The sequence below is a fragment of the Anaerostipes hominis (ex Lee et al. 2021) genome (assembly GCF_002270485.1).
Classification (GTDB): domain Bacteria; phylum Bacillota; class Clostridia; order Lachnospirales; family Lachnospiraceae; genus Anaerostipes; species Anaerostipes hominis.
The window spans coordinates 1-16,586 of sequence record NZ_NQOG01000028.1 but is presented as its reverse complement, the minus strand read 5'-3'; the positions used below and the strand labels follow the sequence as shown (position 1 = coordinate 16,586).

At 42.0% G+C, this 16,586-nt stretch carries 19 protein-coding genes; 9 read left to right on the top strand and 10 right to left on the bottom strand.

Annotated elements, in window-relative coordinates; all coding sequences use genetic code 11:
- Window positions 1-22: 22 nt before the first annotated feature.
- The 5 genes from CI597_RS15980 to CI597_RS15960 all read right to left on the bottom strand — a co-directional run bounded on the left by CI597_RS15980 (window position 23) and on the right by CI597_RS15960 (window position 5,180).
- Window positions 23-787 carry a DeoR/GlpR family DNA-binding transcription regulator gene (locus CI597_RS15980; RefSeq protein ID WP_024726403.1) on the bottom strand — a complete coding sequence of 255 codons (765 nt, stop codon included), beginning with the start codon at window positions 785-787 and terminating at the stop codon, window positions 23-25.
- Between the two features lie 17 nt (window positions 788-804).
- The gene (locus CI597_RS15975) at window positions 805-2,058 is read right to left on the bottom strand and encodes a zinc-binding dehydrogenase (protein ID WP_024726402.1); all 1,254 of its coding nucleotides are present in this window, start codon (window positions 2,056-2,058) and stop codon (window positions 805-807) included.
- 240 nt (window positions 2,059-2,298) lie between these two features.
- Window positions 2,299-2,979, bottom strand: coding sequence for a TIGR00266 family protein (locus CI597_RS15970; protein WP_024726401.1), 681 nt, complete (start codon window positions 2,977-2,979; stop codon window positions 2,299-2,301).
- A gap of 17 nt (window positions 2,980-2,996) precedes the next feature.
- Complete coding sequence (locus CI597_RS15965; protein WP_024726400.1) at window positions 2,997-4,607, bottom strand: CTP synthase; 1,611 nt, start codon at window positions 4,605-4,607, stop codon at window positions 2,997-2,999.
- 408 nt (window positions 4,608-5,015) lie between these two features.
- On the bottom strand, window positions 5,016-5,180 hold the full coding sequence (locus CI597_RS15960) for a FeoB-associated Cys-rich membrane protein (RefSeq protein ID WP_081723773.1): 165 nt from the start codon (window positions 5,178-5,180) through the stop codon (window positions 5,016-5,018).
- A 187-nt stretch (window positions 5,181-5,367) separates the two neighbouring features.
- Here CI597_RS15960 and CI597_RS15955 point away from each other — a divergent pair, with 187 nt between their 5' ends.
- The 9 genes from CI597_RS15955 (at window position 5,368) to CI597_RS15905 (ending at window position 12,885) form a co-directional block, all read left to right on the top strand.
- On the top strand, window positions 5,368-5,742 hold the full coding sequence (locus tag CI597_RS15955) for a TnpV protein (RefSeq protein WP_024726399.1): 375 nt from the start codon (window positions 5,368-5,370) through the stop codon (window positions 5,740-5,742).
- Window positions 5,743-6,188: 446 nt separating this feature from the next.
- The gene (locus CI597_RS15945; RefSeq protein WP_024726398.1) at window positions 6,189-6,890 is read left to right on the top strand and encodes a lantibiotic protection ABC transporter ATP-binding protein; all 702 of its coding nucleotides are present in this window, start codon (window positions 6,189-6,191) and stop codon (window positions 6,888-6,890) included.
- 3 nt (window positions 6,891-6,893) lie between these two features.
- Entirely contained in the window at window positions 6,894-7,619 is a 726-nt protein-coding gene (locus CI597_RS15940; RefSeq protein ID WP_024726397.1) for a lantibiotic immunity ABC transporter MutE/EpiE family permease subunit, read from the top strand.
- Between the two features lie 6 nt (window positions 7,620-7,625).
- Window positions 7,626-8,357 carry an ABC transporter permease gene (locus CI597_RS15935; protein WP_024726396.1) on the top strand — a complete coding sequence of 244 codons (732 nt, stop codon included), beginning with the start codon at window positions 7,626-7,628 and terminating at the stop codon, window positions 8,355-8,357.
- Window positions 8,350-9,165: a NisI/SpaI family lantibiotic immunity lipoprotein gene (locus CI597_RS15930; RefSeq protein ID WP_024726395.1), complete on the top strand. Its 816-nt coding sequence runs from the start codon at window positions 8,350-8,352 to the stop codon at window positions 9,163-9,165. The genes CI597_RS15935 and CI597_RS15930 overlap by 8 nt, the downstream gene beginning before the upstream one ends.
- 63 nt (window positions 9,166-9,228) lie before the next feature.
- Window positions 9,229-9,888, top strand: coding sequence for a response regulator transcription factor (locus tag CI597_RS15925; RefSeq protein ID WP_024726394.1), 660 nt, complete (start codon window positions 9,229-9,231; stop codon window positions 9,886-9,888).
- A complete protein-coding gene (locus tag CI597_RS15920; RefSeq protein ID WP_024726393.1) occupies window positions 9,879-11,240 on the top strand; it encodes a sensor histidine kinase in 1,362 nt (453 codons plus the stop codon). Before CI597_RS15925 ends, CI597_RS15920 begins: the two co-directional genes overlap by 10 nt.
- A gap of 530 nt (window positions 11,241-11,770) precedes the next feature.
- A complete protein-coding gene (locus CI597_RS15910) occupies window positions 11,771-12,196 on the top strand; it encodes an RNA polymerase sigma factor (protein ID WP_024726392.1) in 426 nt (141 codons plus the stop codon).
- A 344-nt stretch (window positions 12,197-12,540) separates the two neighbouring features.
- Window positions 12,541-12,885: a DUF4368 domain-containing protein gene (locus CI597_RS15905; RefSeq protein WP_024726391.1), complete on the top strand. Its 345-nt coding sequence runs from the start codon at window positions 12,541-12,543 to the stop codon at window positions 12,883-12,885.
- Window positions 12,886-12,889: 4 nt separating this feature from the next.
- Here the strand turns inward: CI597_RS15905 and CI597_RS15900 are convergent, their stop codons facing one another.
- From CI597_RS15900 to CI597_RS15880, 5 genes are all read right to left on the bottom strand, one after another.
- Window positions 12,890-13,312, bottom strand: a complete 423-nt coding sequence (locus tag CI597_RS15900) for a hypothetical protein (RefSeq protein WP_024726390.1) — start codon at window positions 13,310-13,312, stop codon at window positions 12,890-12,892.
- Between the two features lie 83 nt (window positions 13,313-13,395).
- Complete coding sequence (locus CI597_RS15895; RefSeq protein WP_024726389.1) at window positions 13,396-13,809, bottom strand: amidase domain-containing protein; 414 nt, start codon at window positions 13,807-13,809, stop codon at window positions 13,396-13,398.
- Window positions 13,810-14,160: 351 nt separating this feature from the next.
- Window positions 14,161-14,547, bottom strand: a complete 387-nt coding sequence (locus CI597_RS15890) for a BlaI/MecI/CopY family transcriptional regulator (protein WP_024726388.1) — start codon at window positions 14,545-14,547, stop codon at window positions 14,161-14,163.
- Between the two features lie 228 nt (window positions 14,548-14,775).
- Window positions 14,776-15,417 carry a dihydroxyacetone kinase subunit DhaL gene (dhaL, locus tag CI597_RS15885; RefSeq protein WP_024726387.1) on the bottom strand — a complete coding sequence of 214 codons (642 nt, stop codon included), beginning with the start codon at window positions 15,415-15,417 and terminating at the stop codon, window positions 14,776-14,778.
- Window positions 15,418-15,537: 120 nt separating this feature from the next.
- Window positions 15,538-16,536, bottom strand: a complete 999-nt coding sequence (locus CI597_RS15880) for a dihydroxyacetone kinase subunit DhaK (protein WP_095143010.1) — start codon at window positions 16,534-16,536, stop codon at window positions 15,538-15,540.
- Window positions 16,537-16,586 lie beyond the last annotated feature (50 nt).

Genomic DNA, 16,586 nt, shown 5'->3' with positions numbered 1-16,586 from the left:
TTCCCATGCAAACGTTCCCCCCTCATTTGCATATCTTTACTTCAAGTCCCTGTTCTTCTATTGCGTTTTTGTCTAATTTGGAAATTCCGGAATCTGTGAGCATCAATTTAAATTCGCTCAGTCTGGCAAACCTGCAGAAAGCTCTCTGTCCTATCTTTGAGCTGTCACAGAGCATGTAAATCTCGCCTGCCGCTTCCATCATGGCCCGCTTGATCACTTTCATCTCTTCATTGCTCGTGGTCGCTCCGCCGAAAACCGACAGGGCATTGGGAGACAGAAATACTTTATTGACTGCAATACTTTTAATAAAGTCAGTGCCGATAGCTCCCTGAGTCAGGCGAAAATTATTTCTCACTTTCCCCCCGACAATATAGAGTTCAATCCACGGATTTTCCTGTAGTTCCAACGCAATCTGAAGATCGTTGGTAATAACTTTGATGTTTTTCGCGTCTTTTAACAGCAGTGCAAGCTCCAGTGTGGTGCTTCCGCTGTCCAAGATAACCGCGTCTCCCTCCTGCACATAAGCTCTGGCGATTCTGGCAATGGCTTTCTTTTCTTCTTCGTGCCCTCTTCTGAGTGATAAGAATTCTTCTTTCTGCAAAACATCTTCTTTGAGCAGTGCGCCCCCATGGGTTCGGACAATGGAACCCTCTTCTTCCATCGCCCGCAGATCAGCCCGCAGGGTCGCCCCGGTGACCTGAAACTCTTCGATAAGCTCTTTCACCTCAGCCCGCTTATGCTTCTTAAGATATAATAGAATCTGTTCTCTTCTTTCCTCTGCAAACATTGGCACCCCTCTTTATCTTATGCCCCAAAGTGCTCAAATAAAATCTTTTCTGCTTCTGCATTCCACAGGCCGTTGTGTTTGTCACATGCATCTGCAAGTTTTGCAAACAGAGGATCTTTCTCCCCTAATTTTCTGAAATCATCGATGGCAGTGAGCGGCATATCGAACTGCATGTAAGTAAGTTTCTTTCCTCCCGGAATATCCGGAAGATTTTTGGTTGTCTCTGCAACTGCGTCAATTCCTCCGATATGTGTGATCATAACAGCCGGTTTAATTTCTTTGGATGCCGCCTTGTTGATCGCTTCTTTCATATCATCAATGGTTCCCCCGGTGCTTCCCAGAATTTTGGTCCTGGAGTAATGGCAGTCATACAGGTTCATATTTGCTGAGAACTTTGGATCTGTCGGTCCTGCAAACAGGTTCATGCAGCCGTCGTAAGCGAGCAGCTTATTTCCAAGTTCTGCAACGCCAGTGATCGGAACATATACGAATACATCATCATATCCATGTCCTTCTGTGATGTCCATAAGTTCTTTTTCCTGGTCTTTCATAGCCGCAGTATTCACATAGTGAAGTTCTACGCCTGCCGCTTTTGCATCTTCAATGGAGATCACCTGTTTTGCCCGTTCTACACGGTCATCGCTGATATCTGTGACTACAACACGTTTTGGTTTATTCTCGAAAGCCAGCGCATAACTTACAGCACCCAGTCCCATAGGTCCGCATCCGCCCAGGATCAGGATATTTCCGCCTTCTTTTGTCCCCATGACATGCTCATAGCTTCCCGGAACCGTATGGTAATTTGTATGATAACCGCTGATGACACAGCACATCGGTTCTGCCACAGAGGCATCAAAGTAGCTGTCGCCTTCAAAAGTCCATACACATCCCTTTTCAATAATGTCATTCGGGAAGATACAGTAGGTTGCTGCACCACCGCAGTACTGATAAGAATATCCCGGAGATTCCATCTGTCCCGGAATTGCCGGCTGCTGGGCAAACTTTTGTCCAGGTTTGAACTTATCCTGCCACTTCTTTCCTACTTTCACGATGTCTCCGGCAAATTCATGTCCAACTAATACCGGGTTCTCTGCCACGTCATTGGGCACTCTTTTGTGACCAGCGCCCTGTTTCACAGTTTTCCATGTTGACATACAGATACTGTCGCTTACAACTTTTACCAATATCTCATCATCTTTGATCTCCGGCAGTTCAAATTCTTCTAATCTGATGTCATCCACTCCGTACAATCTTACACCTTTTACCTGCATAATGCCCTCCTTGAGATTTTCATGTGTTTTCATGTATTTTCATTTATTTTTATTATGAAAATATCATACCACTTTTATTTTCATTTGGCAATATGAATATTAAATATTCTTAAATTTTTCCATTTGTGAGTATCCTGCCCGATGGGCTTTTTTTGTTGCCTGGCACGCTATTACATAACAAAAAAAGAACCGCCCTGGTAGGTTGTTTCGGGCAGTTCTTTTGTCTTATATGTGCTGTAATCAGCTGCCGGAAGGTATCAGCGATGCAATCCTTCCAGCAAAATCATTGAAATTCTGTGTCTGTAATATGATCTTTCCCGGTCCGGTAAGCTTAGTGAGAAATAATCCCTCTCCCCCGAAAAAAATATTTTTAACACCTTTGATCCGCTCGATCTCATAACTTATGCCGTCTTCAAAGGCCACCACATTTCCGGTATCTACGAGTATGGTCTCTCCCGGAGCCAGTTCCTTAGTCACCGCATCCCCGTCGACCTCCAAAAATGCCATGCCGTCTCCGGAAAGTCTCTGCAGTATGAAGCCCTCTCCTCCGAAAGCTCCTGCTGACAGCTTCTTCGTAAATATAGTCTCCAGAGAAACGCTCCTCTGAGCGCACAGAAAAGCCTTTTTCTGACAGATCATTCCTCCGGTCCCCTGGAACTGAAGTGGAAGGATCGTCCCGGGAACAGTTGATGCAAAAGCAATCTTCGCCCCATCTTTTACAGAAGAATAAGTCACCATGAAGAGTGACTCTCCGGCAATCTTCCTTCCGATCCCTTTTAAAAATCCGCCCTCCATCTTGGACTCCCCTTTGATCGAAGAGTCCATCCATGCCATAGCTCCTGACTGGGTAAACATTGCTTCTCCCTTGTCAAGTTCCACTTCTACTGCCGGTACTGTCTTTCCGATGATTTCATGCTTCATACTGCCTCACCCCTTTCTCAGATCATTCCTCCGCTTTTTAAAGACGCTTCAATAAATCCCTTAAACAGCGGATGTGCTTTGTTTGGTCTTGATTTAAATTCGGGATGTGCCTGTGTTGCTAAAAAGAACGGATGAGACGGTATCTCAATCATCTCTACGATACGCCCGTCCGGTGAGCATCCTGAGAGCATCATGCCGTTTTCCTGAAGTACATCCCTATACTTGTTATTTACCTCGTAGCGGTGGCGGTGGCGCTCTGAAATCTCTTTAGTTCCGTAAAGTCCTTCGGCTTTGGAACCGTCTGCCAATACGCACGGATAAGATCCGAGTCTCAGTGTACCTCCGATATTGGTCACTCCGTCCTGATCTGCCATAATATGAATCATCGGATGTTCCGTATTTTCATTAAACTCTTTGCTGTGGGCATCTGCGTAGCCAAGGACGTTTCTCGCAAACTCCACAATGGTAAGCTGCATGCCAAGGCACAGTCCCAGATAAGGAATCTTGTGTTCCCTTGCGTACTGGATGGAGCAGATCATGCCCTCAATACCCCTGTCTCCAAATCCTCCGGGAACGATAATACCCTGAACGCCGCCCAGCATCTCGTCCACATTGTAAGAGCTGACACGCTCGGAGTCCACCCATCGGATGCTCACGTCTGCCGAGTTGGCCACACCCGCATGCTCCAGAGATTCTACCACACTGATATAGGCATCGTGAAGTGACACATACTTTCCGACCAGAGCCACTTCGACTTTATGCTTTGGATGCTTCCAGTTGTCGATCATCTTGCGCCACTCCGAAAGGTCCGGCTCCGGACACGGAAGATGAAGGCAGGCACACGCTTCATGTGCCAGGTGTTCATTTTCCATCATGAGCGGAACTTCATATAAAACTTCTGCATCCAAGTTCTGGATGACACGCTCTTTTTCCACGTTGCAGAACTGTGCAATTTTCCTCTTAATACCGTCATCCAGCGGATAGTCTGATCTGCACACAAGGATATCCGGCTGGATTCCCATACCCTGGAGATCCTTGACGCTGGCCTGAGTCGGCTTTGTCTTTAACTCTCCTGAGCTCTTTAAATACGGGATCAGCGTTACATGGATCAGGATACAGTTTTCATGTCCCACTTCATGCTGGAACTGTCTGAGCGCCTCTAAAAATGGCTGGCTCTCAATATCTCCCACAGTACCACCGATCTCTATGATCGCCACTTCCTGTTCCGTTGCCTCTTCATTTCTATAAAAACGGCTCTTGATCTCATTGGTCACATGCGGGATCACCTGAACCGTGTTGCCGCCGTAATCTCCGCGCCGTTCCTTCTGTAAAATATTCCAGTAAACCTTTCCTGTTGTCACGTTTGATTTTTTGTTCAGGCCTTCATCGATGAATCGCTCATAGTGTCCCAGGTCAAGATCTGTCTCCGCCCCGTCATCCGTCACAAAAACTTCTCCGTGCTGGATCGGGTTCATGGTTCCCGGGTCAATATTGATATATGGATCAAACTTCTGGCTGGTTACGTGATAACCTCTCGCTTTCAGTAATCGTCCCAGAGACGCTGCAGTGATTCCTTTTCCAAGGCCTGAAACAACACCGCCGGTGACAAATACGTATTTTACTGGCATGATTTTTCCTCCTAAGTTCTAATAATTACAAAATGTTATAATATCATATTTAAACAAAGTGGGCAAGCCCACCTCAGCTCCCCTAACAAACAAAATTTTGAAAATAGATTTTTACTCAGATATAAATATTATACCACAAAAAGAAAGCACCAGGTACAGTATTCCTCTTCTCTTGATGAAAAATAAATAAGGAATCGTTGCTTTCTTAACTGACTGTTGGTTCTTAAGTTCTATCACTGGGGTATGATTGGCGAATGCCAAAGGAAAGATGAAATAGATCTTACTGAATGAGGTTCAGAAAAGAGGCACTGTGTGGTGCTTTCTACGGTAATAATATAACATACATAATTTTACATGTCAACTTTAAAATTACAAAAAGCTGTGATAAATTTCCTCACAGCTTTTTACTCACTTTGTTTCCTTTTTTTGTTTGGATGGACAGGCCTTGGAACAGCCCTCACATCCGCAGCCACACCCTGTCTCTCCCCGCCGGACGCGTGAGATGAATCTCCATATCACAAAGAGAACGATCCCCGCCGCCAAAATCAGGATAATGCCGTCTGTCAGACTCATTGGCTTCCTCCATTATTGATAATTAATCTCATTCTACTAACCATAGCATGAAGATATCCTCAAGTCAATTCTTCTTATCATAAGTTTTAACTATGAATGAAACCAGATAAGGAGAAAACTCAAAATTTTGTTTAAGACAGCAGACATAACAACGTGGAGTGAATATCTTATTTGAAGGAATTACAAAATGGCAAAATCATTATTCGAACAGTTAGGCGGTACATATCGGAAAGAAAGTGATTACTTAATACCATGCTTGACTGTACCCGCCGAAGAAGAACAGCCGATAGGCACATGGGGACAGCGGCATCTGGACTATCTGAAGCAGTATCGCAAAGTTACATACACCAATCTTCTCACAAGCGGCAGGCTGAATACATACCTTGCCGACATTGACAGGCAGGCACAGGAATGTTTTGAAAGGCTCATAGAGGGTATGAAACAGGCACAGGGCATAACGGAACGCCTAAAGGAGGAAAACGCCTTAGAATGGACAGGACGGCTCAATAACATAAGGACTTGTGCGAGGGAGATTGTGGAGGAAGAAATCTTATACACATAATGGAGTGGCGACAGGGTGTAAAGCTCTGTCGTTTTTCTTTTTTGTGGGATAAAAATTCGCGTTTTATGAATTGATATGTTTGTTCAAACGGCTATAGTAGATACAGTACAATTTGAGGAAGAAAGAAATGTTTGAGTATATGACGGCACAGGAAGCAGTGGGGCTTTGGGGAATATCGGTAAAGCGAGCATAAAGGCTCTGTAAGGAAAATCGGATTGAGGGCATATTGAATATCAATCGGGTATGGCTCATTCCAAAAGGAGCTGTTAAACTTGCCGATGCCCGAAAAAAGATAACCCGATAAAGCAAAATTAGCTTTTCCCATTTACCTTATACTGATATGGCAGGCGTTAATCAGGATTTTAAAAAGATTCCTTATCTTTATGAAATCTTCAAAAACATCAGCTATTCTTTTCCCATAATCAAAAGAAAGGACAATACAGAATATGGAAATGATTTTGAAAACAACAAACCTCTGCAAATCTTTCAGCGGACAGACGGCTGTAAACAACATATCGCTGAACATTGAAAGAAATTCCGTCTATGGACTATTGGGACCGAATGGAGCTGGAAAATCTACGACGCTCAAAATGATTACGGGCATTTTGAAACCGACCTCTGGAAATATCGAATTTGACGGTCACGCATGGAAACGCAGCGATTTAAACCATATCGGAGCGTTGATTGAAATGCCGCCGCTTTATGAAAATTTGACCGCCTATGAAAATCTGAAAGTAAGGACTACTATTTTAGGACTGACAGATAAGCGGATTGACGAAGTGCTGCAAATCGTCCGACTGACGGAAACAGGCAGGAAAAGAGCCGGACAGTTTTCTCTTGGTATGAAACAGCGTCTTGGAATTGCGGTTGCATTACTAAACAACCCGAAACTGCTCATACTTGACGAACCAACCAACGGGCTTGACCCGATTGGGATTGAAGAACTTAGAGAGCTTATTCGTTCTTTTCCGGCTAAAGGTATTACGGTTATCCTGTCCAGCCACATTCTTTCAGAAGTGCAGCAGATAGCTGACCATATCGGCATTATCGCGGGTGGCGTCCTTGGATATGAGGGGAAATTGAACGCAAACGAAAATTTGGAACAGCTTTTTATGGACGTTGCAAAAAGCAATCACAGGGAGGGTTAAGGCATGAACTATCTGAAATCAGAACATTTGAAATTTAAGCGGACAATATCGAACAAACTGATTTTCATTGTTCCACTAATCACAGCTATTTTTGCGTGTCTTATGGGTGGATTTATGGGGTATCAGTACATGACACTTTACTGGTGGTATGCGTTTTTGCTTCCGGGAGCAATCGCAATTTTGTGTTCTTTGTCACACAGAAAAGAAGAAAACGCCGGGAAATACTATTCGGTATTTTCTATGCCTGTGAACCTTTCGAGATTTGAATTTGCCAAGGGCATTATCTTAGTCGAAAAACTGCTTGTTTCAGCGATATTTTTAGCATTGCTTATTTCTATCAGTAATATCATTGCTCCGGCAACGGCAGTATATTCTGTTTTACACAGCATTACAGGAAGTACCGGGATTATCCTTGCGTCTGTCTGGCAAATTCCTTTGTGCCTGTACTTAGCACGCAAAACGGGAATGTTTGTGCCGATTGTGTTAAATACAATACTTGGGATTGTTCTGTCTACTGCTACTGCATTAGGAAATACAATCGCATGGTGGTTTGTACCGTATTGCTGGGCGGCAAAACTGGCAGAGCCGCTTATGGGAATTGAAATAAACGGAACTTATGCGGGGAATTGTGGATTTTCTATAGCCATTATGATTTCCATTGCGTTGTCAATACTCTTGTTTCTTATTTTATCCTATGCCGACGCAAAGGATTTTTCCAAAGGGAGGTAGACGGAAATGGGTTTTATTTATGCGGTTCGTTCTGAACAGGAAAAAACGAAGCATACACCGTTTTGGGCCATTCATTTTTGTATACCTGTTATCGGGGCATTGTTATTTCTTGCTTACTATTTCCAGTATGCCAGCACAGCAGATAGTAAAAAGCTCAAAATGATATTGGAAATTACGACAACGTTTTTTCCATTGTTGATAAGCGTTATTGTCGGTCTGAATGTTGCACTGGAAGAAAAGGCTTCACACTTCCAGACGCTGCTTGCTGTACCGAACCGACACAAAAATATGCTTGCAAAATTAACTTATCTTTATGGTTCGGGGGTATTTGCACTGTTCTTTCTGTTCCTGTTATTTGTGGTTGGCATACATCTTTTGGGAATGGCTGATACCGTGCAGCTCGGAATGCTGATTGGAGCCGCCGCCGGGATGGCATTTTGTAATTTGATAATATACATCTTGCACCTGTTCCTTAGCTTCAAATTTGGATTAGGGTTATCCCTGTTTTGGGGCGTGTTTGAAAGTCTGCAATGTATCTTATATAGCAATATCGAACTAAAAGGCATAGCGAGGTATATTCCCTTTTCATGGTCTATGAATTGGGTACAGGATATTTTGAGCCGACAAATTTTCAACTATGGAACGGAAAAAATATGGATTGCAGTATTAACGACAGGCGGCTTGTTGCTGACCTTATTATGGTTTTCTCATTGGGAAGGACGGAAAAATTATGAATAAAAATAGAAAAATGGTTATCGTCTTGCTGTTTGCTTTTGTTGTATGCTTTTCTCTTGCGGGCTGTTCTTTACAGGAAAAAATCAAGGAATATTCCAGTGATAAAGAGCAATGCTATCTGGACGCAGAGAATGTGACGCAATTTTCCTTTAAGGGAAACGACTATACGATTTTGGAGGATACCGTTTCTAATGGCGGGCTTGGGGAATGGACTGGATATATCCGGCAGCTTGCAGCGGTAGACGAAACAGGAAAAGTATTGCTTCAGGAAAACATAGAAGCCGCTACCTTTCGGACGTTGGCAGATTTAGCGGATAAAGCCCCGGAAGCTGCTTATATTATCCCATTCTTGAATGTGTACGCAGCCCCCAACGCTGACGATTATCTGATTGTAGATGTAAACGGAGGGTATCACAAAGCTGTTAGAAAAGAAAATATCAAAGACACAGATACGGTCTTTGACTTCAAGGACACAGAGCAGTCTATGAGTGGAAAGTTTGAAATCAATCCCGAAAATGCAACGCAGCTCCTTTGTGACGGGATTATTTATCAAGTAACCTCTGATACCATATCAAATGATGAATTAGGAAGCTGGATTGATATTCTTGCAAAAAGCGTTACATTCGATACGGAAACGAAACGCCCTTTGTCCAAAGAAGATTTGAACAAGATTGACTGGAACGGAAAAAACGCCGGACAGGGGCGGGAACAATGGTTTTACACAGACGTTTACGAGATTTGCGGTACGGATAAAACAGAAGCGGTTGCGGTAAAAATAAATAACCGCTACTATATTGCAGAGCAGAAATGACCGCTTTTCTGCCCTTACGGATTATGCTATAATGCGAAAAAAGCAACGAAAGGAGGCGACACTATGGCAGCAATCCTTATGGTTGATGATGAACGATCTATTTTAGAGCTTGTAAAAAATGGGCTGCAAAAAGACGGGCATTTCATTACTGCCTATACGTCTGCCGCACAGGTTCCGCTTGATAAGCTGAACAGATACGATTTGATTATACTGGATATAATGATGCCGGATATGGACGGATTTTCTTATTGCAATAAAATCCGTTCATTGGTCGACTGCCCTATTCTCTTTTTGACAGCTAAGACAATGGAAAATGATATTACATTCGGGCTTGGCTTGGGAGCAGACGACTATCTGACAAAACCATTCCGCATTGCGGAGCTGCGGGCAAGGGTAAATGCCCACTTACGCCGGGAACACAGGGAACGGCATACCGCCCTTACCTTTGAACGGATAAAAATTGATTTGTCCGCAAAGGAACTACGGGTAGATAATACACCCGTTCCCCTAACCAAAAGCGAATATCTGATTTGTGAATACCTTGCAAGAAATAAAGGACAGGTATTTTCAAAAGAACAGATTTATGAAGCTGTTTTCAGCTTGGAGGGCGACAGCGATAATTCTACCATTTCCACTCATATCAAAAATATCCGGGCAAAATTAAGCAGACTGGATATTCAGCCGATAACTACAGTTTGGGGGATTGGGTACAAATGGGAATAAAAACAACGTCACTGAAATTTTCTTTTTGGAAATTTTTATGTATGCTGCTAATCGGACTGATAGCTTCTGTAGCTATTCCATTTAGTCTTATTTTTGCAGGAGCAAGCACAGGATTTATTGCTTATGCTGATTATTCAGAACGCAGTACAAAAGACCTTGTTCCTATTATTGCCGCAACACCAAATTTAACAGATGTGCAGCTTCCTATGGGGTGCAAGTATTTAGTGTTGGATAAGAATTATCAAATGATAGAAACGTCCTTAGAGGGTGACGATTTAGACCGGGCTATGGATTATGCCATATATGGAAAGATAAACGAAAACATTAACAAACAGTATTTGCTTGTTACACGCGAAACTGAATATGTAGTGCTTCAATATTACATTGGCTCACAGTTTACGAATGAGTGGCTTTATGAGCATTTCCCCTCACCGGAAATTTTGTTATATATCCTCATAGGGATAAACTGCATTGCGGTTTGTGTAATATTAACAGCAAAGTTTGCAAAGAATATGCGGGTACAGCTCTCACCGCTTTTTGAAGCAACAAAACAGGTTGCAGGACAAAATCTTGATTTTGAAGTCGGACACTCAAAAATCAAAGAATTTGAAGATGTACTGCGTTCTTTTTCTGATATGAAAGACAATCTGAAATCTTCTTTAGAGAAGCAATGGAACGCAGAACAACGACAAAGGGAACAAATCGCGGCACTTGCTCACGATTTGAAAACACCTTTAACCGTTATTCAAGGAAACATCGACTTAATAAGTGAAACAGAACTTGACAATGAACAACGTGTATATGCTGAGTACATTACAGAAAGCTCTGGGCAGATAGGCATTTATATTAAAACGCTGATTGATATATCCCGAACGGCAGCCGGGTATCAGCTCAATTTGGAGAAATTTGATATATCTGATTATATGGAACAGATTGAAGCACAGACAAACGCCTTATGTCTTACAAAAGGAATTTGTCTACGCATGAAAAAAGGGGATAACTTAGGAACTTTCAAAGCGGATAAATTACTGCTGGAACGGGCAATTATGAATGTGATAGGCAATGCGTTAGATTACTCTCCACCAAAAGGGACAGTCTATGTAGAGGTGCAAAAGCCGGACGACTTTCTACAAATCTCTATAATAGATGAGGGAAGTGGTTTTACAAATGAGGATTTGCACCATGCAAGGGAGCAGTTTTTTATGGGCGACAACAGCCGAAGCTCTAATATGCACTTTGGCATGGGGCTTTATATCACAAGCAGCATTGTAAAGCAACACAATGGGGAACTTACTCTTAAAAATTCCGATGATACAGGCGGTGCAGAGGTTAAAATAAAAATTCCATATTAGGATTTAATGGGCGATGGGAAACATCGCTCATTATTTTTGCAAAACTTTATGAAATCTTCAAAAATATTTCGTAGTATTTTAAAAGTGAACGGTTGAACTTAAAGCCCACCAAATAAAAAAACGGCGTGTGGTGGGTGGTATTGCTATGCCCGAAAAGACTTAACAGACACTCTCCAGACCTGTTTTAAAGTTTGGAGGGATTTTTTTATGTCCTTTTTTCGGGCAGTAATATATCTGCTTATGCAACGCAAATTGGACTTATACATAGCATATCGGGGAATGGCAGGAAGCCAGTTAAAAAAATCCCTGCTTATGCAACGCTGCTTCTTGCCATGAAACCAGAAGTAGAATCTCCACTTAACAGAATTAGTATCACTTATAACCGTAAGGGTCACAGACCCTTTGCGGTTTTTCTTTTGTCGTTTTTTATCGAAATGTGCCACGGGGTTTTTTCTGATGTTGGCTGCCGTTCGCCGCCTTTCCAATCTGAATTATTACATTTCAAAAATTTCGGATTGGAGGAAAAAAGAATGTCCTACAACAACGGACGGGAGAACAGGAAATGGCTTATCTGGAAAGAAGCCGAGGAAAAAATATTACGGGAGCATGGAGTTGATGAAAACACCATTGAGCAAATCCGCACAGACGACAGGGCAGACTTCAATTCCAACAGGCGGTTTTACCATTGGACAAGCGACTTCGGCGAATACCTTGAAGGGATGGCAGACAGGGAGCGGAATGCCGAGGTAAAGACCGTTGCCGATTTACTGGATGAGATTGAGAACGAAACTCTGTATCGGGCGTTGCTTACGGTGGACAGGCGTACCCTGCAAATCATCCTGCTGAAAATGCAGGGCTATTCCACAAAAGAGATTGCCCCGCTTGTTGGATTGACAACAGGGGCTATCTATGCAAGGCTAGACCATCTGCGTAAAAAGCTGCGGAAGATTTTATAACCATCTAATATTTTCTATCTTCTTATGGACTATTGGGTGAGGGATAAAATTCCCTTGCCCAATTTTCAAAGTAGGTGAATAAAATTTCCGTCCACAGGGAATAATAAAAAGTTTGCCCAAAATCTTGATATGGGTGCAGCCGCTATGGTATTCTGAAATACCCATAAGGAAATTGGAAAATCAAAATTAAATAAGCACACATAGATGGAAGAATGGAATGCAGCCAACGGACAAGGTTGACCGCTGCGAACGTAAGCCGCCCTTTTCGGCTGGCGTATGGCAGCATGGTTTTGAATTTCAAAGCCGTTACATAGCATTGCGAATCCGAGCAGGAAATCGAAACCTTGACCGCCGAAGTCAATGAAGCCGACACGGAAATCACCAATGTTTCCAAGCTGATAGCCGCCACCAAAAAGTACACCCGCATTGACGAATTGACGCCCGAAATCTTAAATACCTTTGTGGATAAAATCGTAATCCATGAACGTGAAAAAAAGGACGGGAAACGGACACAGAAAATCGACATCTATTATTCCTATGTAGGGATTGTAGACATTCCAACGGATGAAGAAATGTGGGAAATGGAAAAATGCAGCATACTACACGTCAAACCGCCTAAATACAGGCGTGGCAGGAGAAAATCTATGCTCCTGCCAGTACATATCTATTTTTATCCCTATCTGGTTTAACCCATCATTTAAAAACATATAAAAACTTCCATTTTTCTTTTTTCTTGGCGAATACAACTAAATCTGCTACAGATGAATCTTTTTCATATCCCTCTAAGATTACTATGTTATCCAAAGAATATTTTTCTACATCTCCATCTGCCGTATGTTTCTCTATAAATTCCTGCCATGAATCATTTCCTATTTTTTTATAATATTCAGGTTCAAATTCTACCTTTTGAAAATTATAATTATAATCATGTAGTTTTAGCTCTCTTTTTGCCTTTTTTTTCATGGCCGACAATTCCTTCTTTGAAATCTTTGGAATTTTATCTTTTTTACTGATTTCCGTTGTAGACTCTGGTTTATTTATTTCCTTTTTCTTGCATCCTGTATTAGCAATCAACAACACACTGATTAATAAAAGAATCGTAATTTTTTGTTTCATATTAATCTCCATTCTGGCCGCCCTGAATGACAGCATAATTAATGATAAAAGTGTTTGCAGTCTCATTTTCCAAACCTTTTATATTATTTCACAAACTTTGCATTGGAAAAACGTATCCCCCGAATATAACAATGATTCACTCCACCATTAGCCCTGATCCAGTCGGTAACTGCTCTTGATTTTAGATTATGTTGTGTGACAAATGTCTGCCTGTCCTTAATCTGTGTGACATATGTGCTGTGCTTATAAACATTTTTCTTCCCATCTTCTCTACTCTGCAGTACATCTCCTACCTGTATATTAGTTAAAGATTTTACAAGTTTGTTGTTATTATAACCTTTACCTTTGGGACCATAAGTTTTAGCCTCATTGATATCCATTCCAGAATATTTTAAATCTAGTTTATAATCTTCATACCCTGTCCCTATATTTTTACTGCTTAAAATATCATATTCGTATAACTTTTTATACAAAAATGTATTGTCATTATCAATCATATAATCCGCCATATTTTCTGACAGTTTATAGGTAACAAATGACTGATATTAGTCATCAAAATATTTAGCTATAACTTTTTTCACCATTATTTTATCTGACTTATCTAAAGTTTTCCCTTTTACCTTTGCCGTCCCAAGTATTCCTATGCAAAACATCAGAATGAGTACAATAGAAAAGATTTGTTTTATGTGCCAGCATTTATGTTTCATAGCTTCACCCGCATAATATCATTATGCTATTCCCTTCTCTGTCTTTTACACTTTGCTTCACTATACAGTATCTTTCTTCATTTCCTGGTTCTATAAAATAAAATTGTAATCATATTAACTAGCCCTATACCACCCCTCATTCTAATCTCCTAATTTATCTACTAAATCTTTAAGTTCTTCCGCTTCCTCCGGTGAAATGGTTTCCGTAAAAGCACATATCATATCCGATAAAGAATCATCAAACCAAAATTCCTTCATATTTTCCAATTGTTTTTTCTGATATGCCTTTTCTTTTACAAGAGAACTTATGTAACTGTAACGGCCTTCCCATTTCAAACGTATAAAACCTTTTTTTTCGAGTTTCGTCAAATATGTTCTGATCGTTGCCCGGCTGTACTTTTTTTCATAATTTTCCTTCAGACTTTGGATTATGTCATAAACTGTTATCCTTTTTTCCGTTTTTTCTAATCTCCAAATAGATTTCATAATTATATTTTCCATGCCGCTGAGCATATCTTTGTGTTCCAATCTTCTTTTCCTCATTTCTGTTTATCACTATAAACAATATTTTAGCACATATCGTGTTTATTTTCAAGTAACTATATAAAACATTATAAAATATCTTTCTGAACAAAAAAATGAACCGCCCCCAGCCATTAGATTTTTGATCTAACTTTGGGGGACAGTTCATAATTCGGTGCATTTTTCTTTTTATGACTTTCACAAAAACAAGTCACATTATTCCTGAATTCTGATTTAGTTCAGCAGTTCTTTTGCTCCATTCCCAATCGCCGTGATAATAAAATAACAGCTTGTAGCTCCCGCATCCAGAACACCTCTGGAACGCTCTCCAAGACGGCTTGCACGTCCGATCTTTGCAACCAGGTCTTTGGTGGATTCCCATCCTTTTTTTGCAGCCTCGTTCATGGCATCCAGACATTCTGCAAAATCCTTGCCTGCATCCTTGGCTTCCATAAAAGCTTCCTTTGCCGGGATCAAAGTATCCAAAAGGGTCTTGTCACCAACCTTGGCCGGACTGATCTCCTGAATCCCCTCCACGGCTCCGCTGATCATCTCTCCAAATACTTCAGCATCGATCACTTCTTTATTTTCACTGGCAGCAGAAAATTCATCAAATAACAGTCCATACAATGGCCCCATAGAACCTCCGATGTCCTCCAAAAGAGTCTCTCCAAGGGTACACAGGCCTTCACTCATATTGTAGGTTTGTCCCTTGAGTTTTTCCTCACACATGGTAAACCCTTTATTCATGTTGATGCCGTGGTCACCGTCACCGATCTTTCCGTCGATCTCGCTCAGATAATCCCTCTGCTCCTGAATCGTCTTGATCAGCTTATCAACAATGACTCCTGCTTCCGCATTTTTAAAACTTGACATAATTCTTCTCCTCACTTTAAACTCAGACTGCTTCTTCTGTTATTTATTGTAACATAAGGATCACACTTTTCAATTTGTTTTGGGTCCAGTGATGCTCCAAATTTATGGAAAACGCCGGACTTACAGCTGTTTTAAACCGACAGAGTCGCTGGGCATGTCGATGCATTCTTTCAGTTCATCGTCAAGCTTCATGACAGTTAGCGTCACACCCATCATCTCAAGGGAAGTAAAGTAATTACCCACATATGCCTTGTGAACACTGATTCCTTTTTCTGCGAGAACTTCTTCCACTCGGTCATACACGATATACTGTTCCATTACCGGAGTTGCCCCCAGGCCTGACAAAAGCACTACCACTTCGTCTCCCTCTGCAAACGGCAGGTCCGGAAGGATGATATTCAGCATCTCATCTGCGACCTCACTGGCGGTCTTTAACGGCTGCACATTGATCCCCGGCTCCCCGTGATGTCCGATTCCAATTTCCATCGTACCGTCTTTGATCTCAAAGTTCGGATGTCCCACAGCAGGGATGGTACACGGTGCGGTTCCAATTCCTACGGATCTCGTGTTGTCGATCGCTTTCTGTGCCGCTGCAATGACTCCGTCCAGATCGGCACCCATGGAAGCCTTTGCTCCTCCGACCTTCCACATGAGCACTTCGCCCGCAACGCCGCGGCGTTTTTCCAGCTCATCTTTTGGTGCAGATGCACAGTCGTCGTTGGCAACCACTGTTTTTACATCGATTCCCAGTTTCTTTGCTTTTCTCATAGCCATCTTGACATTCATGTTGTCTCCGGCATAGTTTCCATAAAGACAGGCAACGCCTTTACCGGAATCAGCCTCCTTCATGGCATCCAGGAATGCTTTGGCAGTCGGTGAAGAAAAGATCTCCCCGACAGCTGCCGCGTCACACATATTCTTTCCGATGTAACCGATAAATGCCGGTTTATGTCCGGATCCCCCTCCGGTGACAATTCCTACTTTGCCTTCCACCGGTGCATCTTTATATTTCAGGACACGGGGATCTTCTGTAGGTGCCACAATATCCTTGTGTGTCTTTACAAATCCTTTCAGCATATCCTCAACAGCGTAATCAGGATTGTTTACAATTCGATTCATCTGTTCTCCCTCCTATATCTCAGCCGCGATGGCTTTCAGATTCTTAAGTC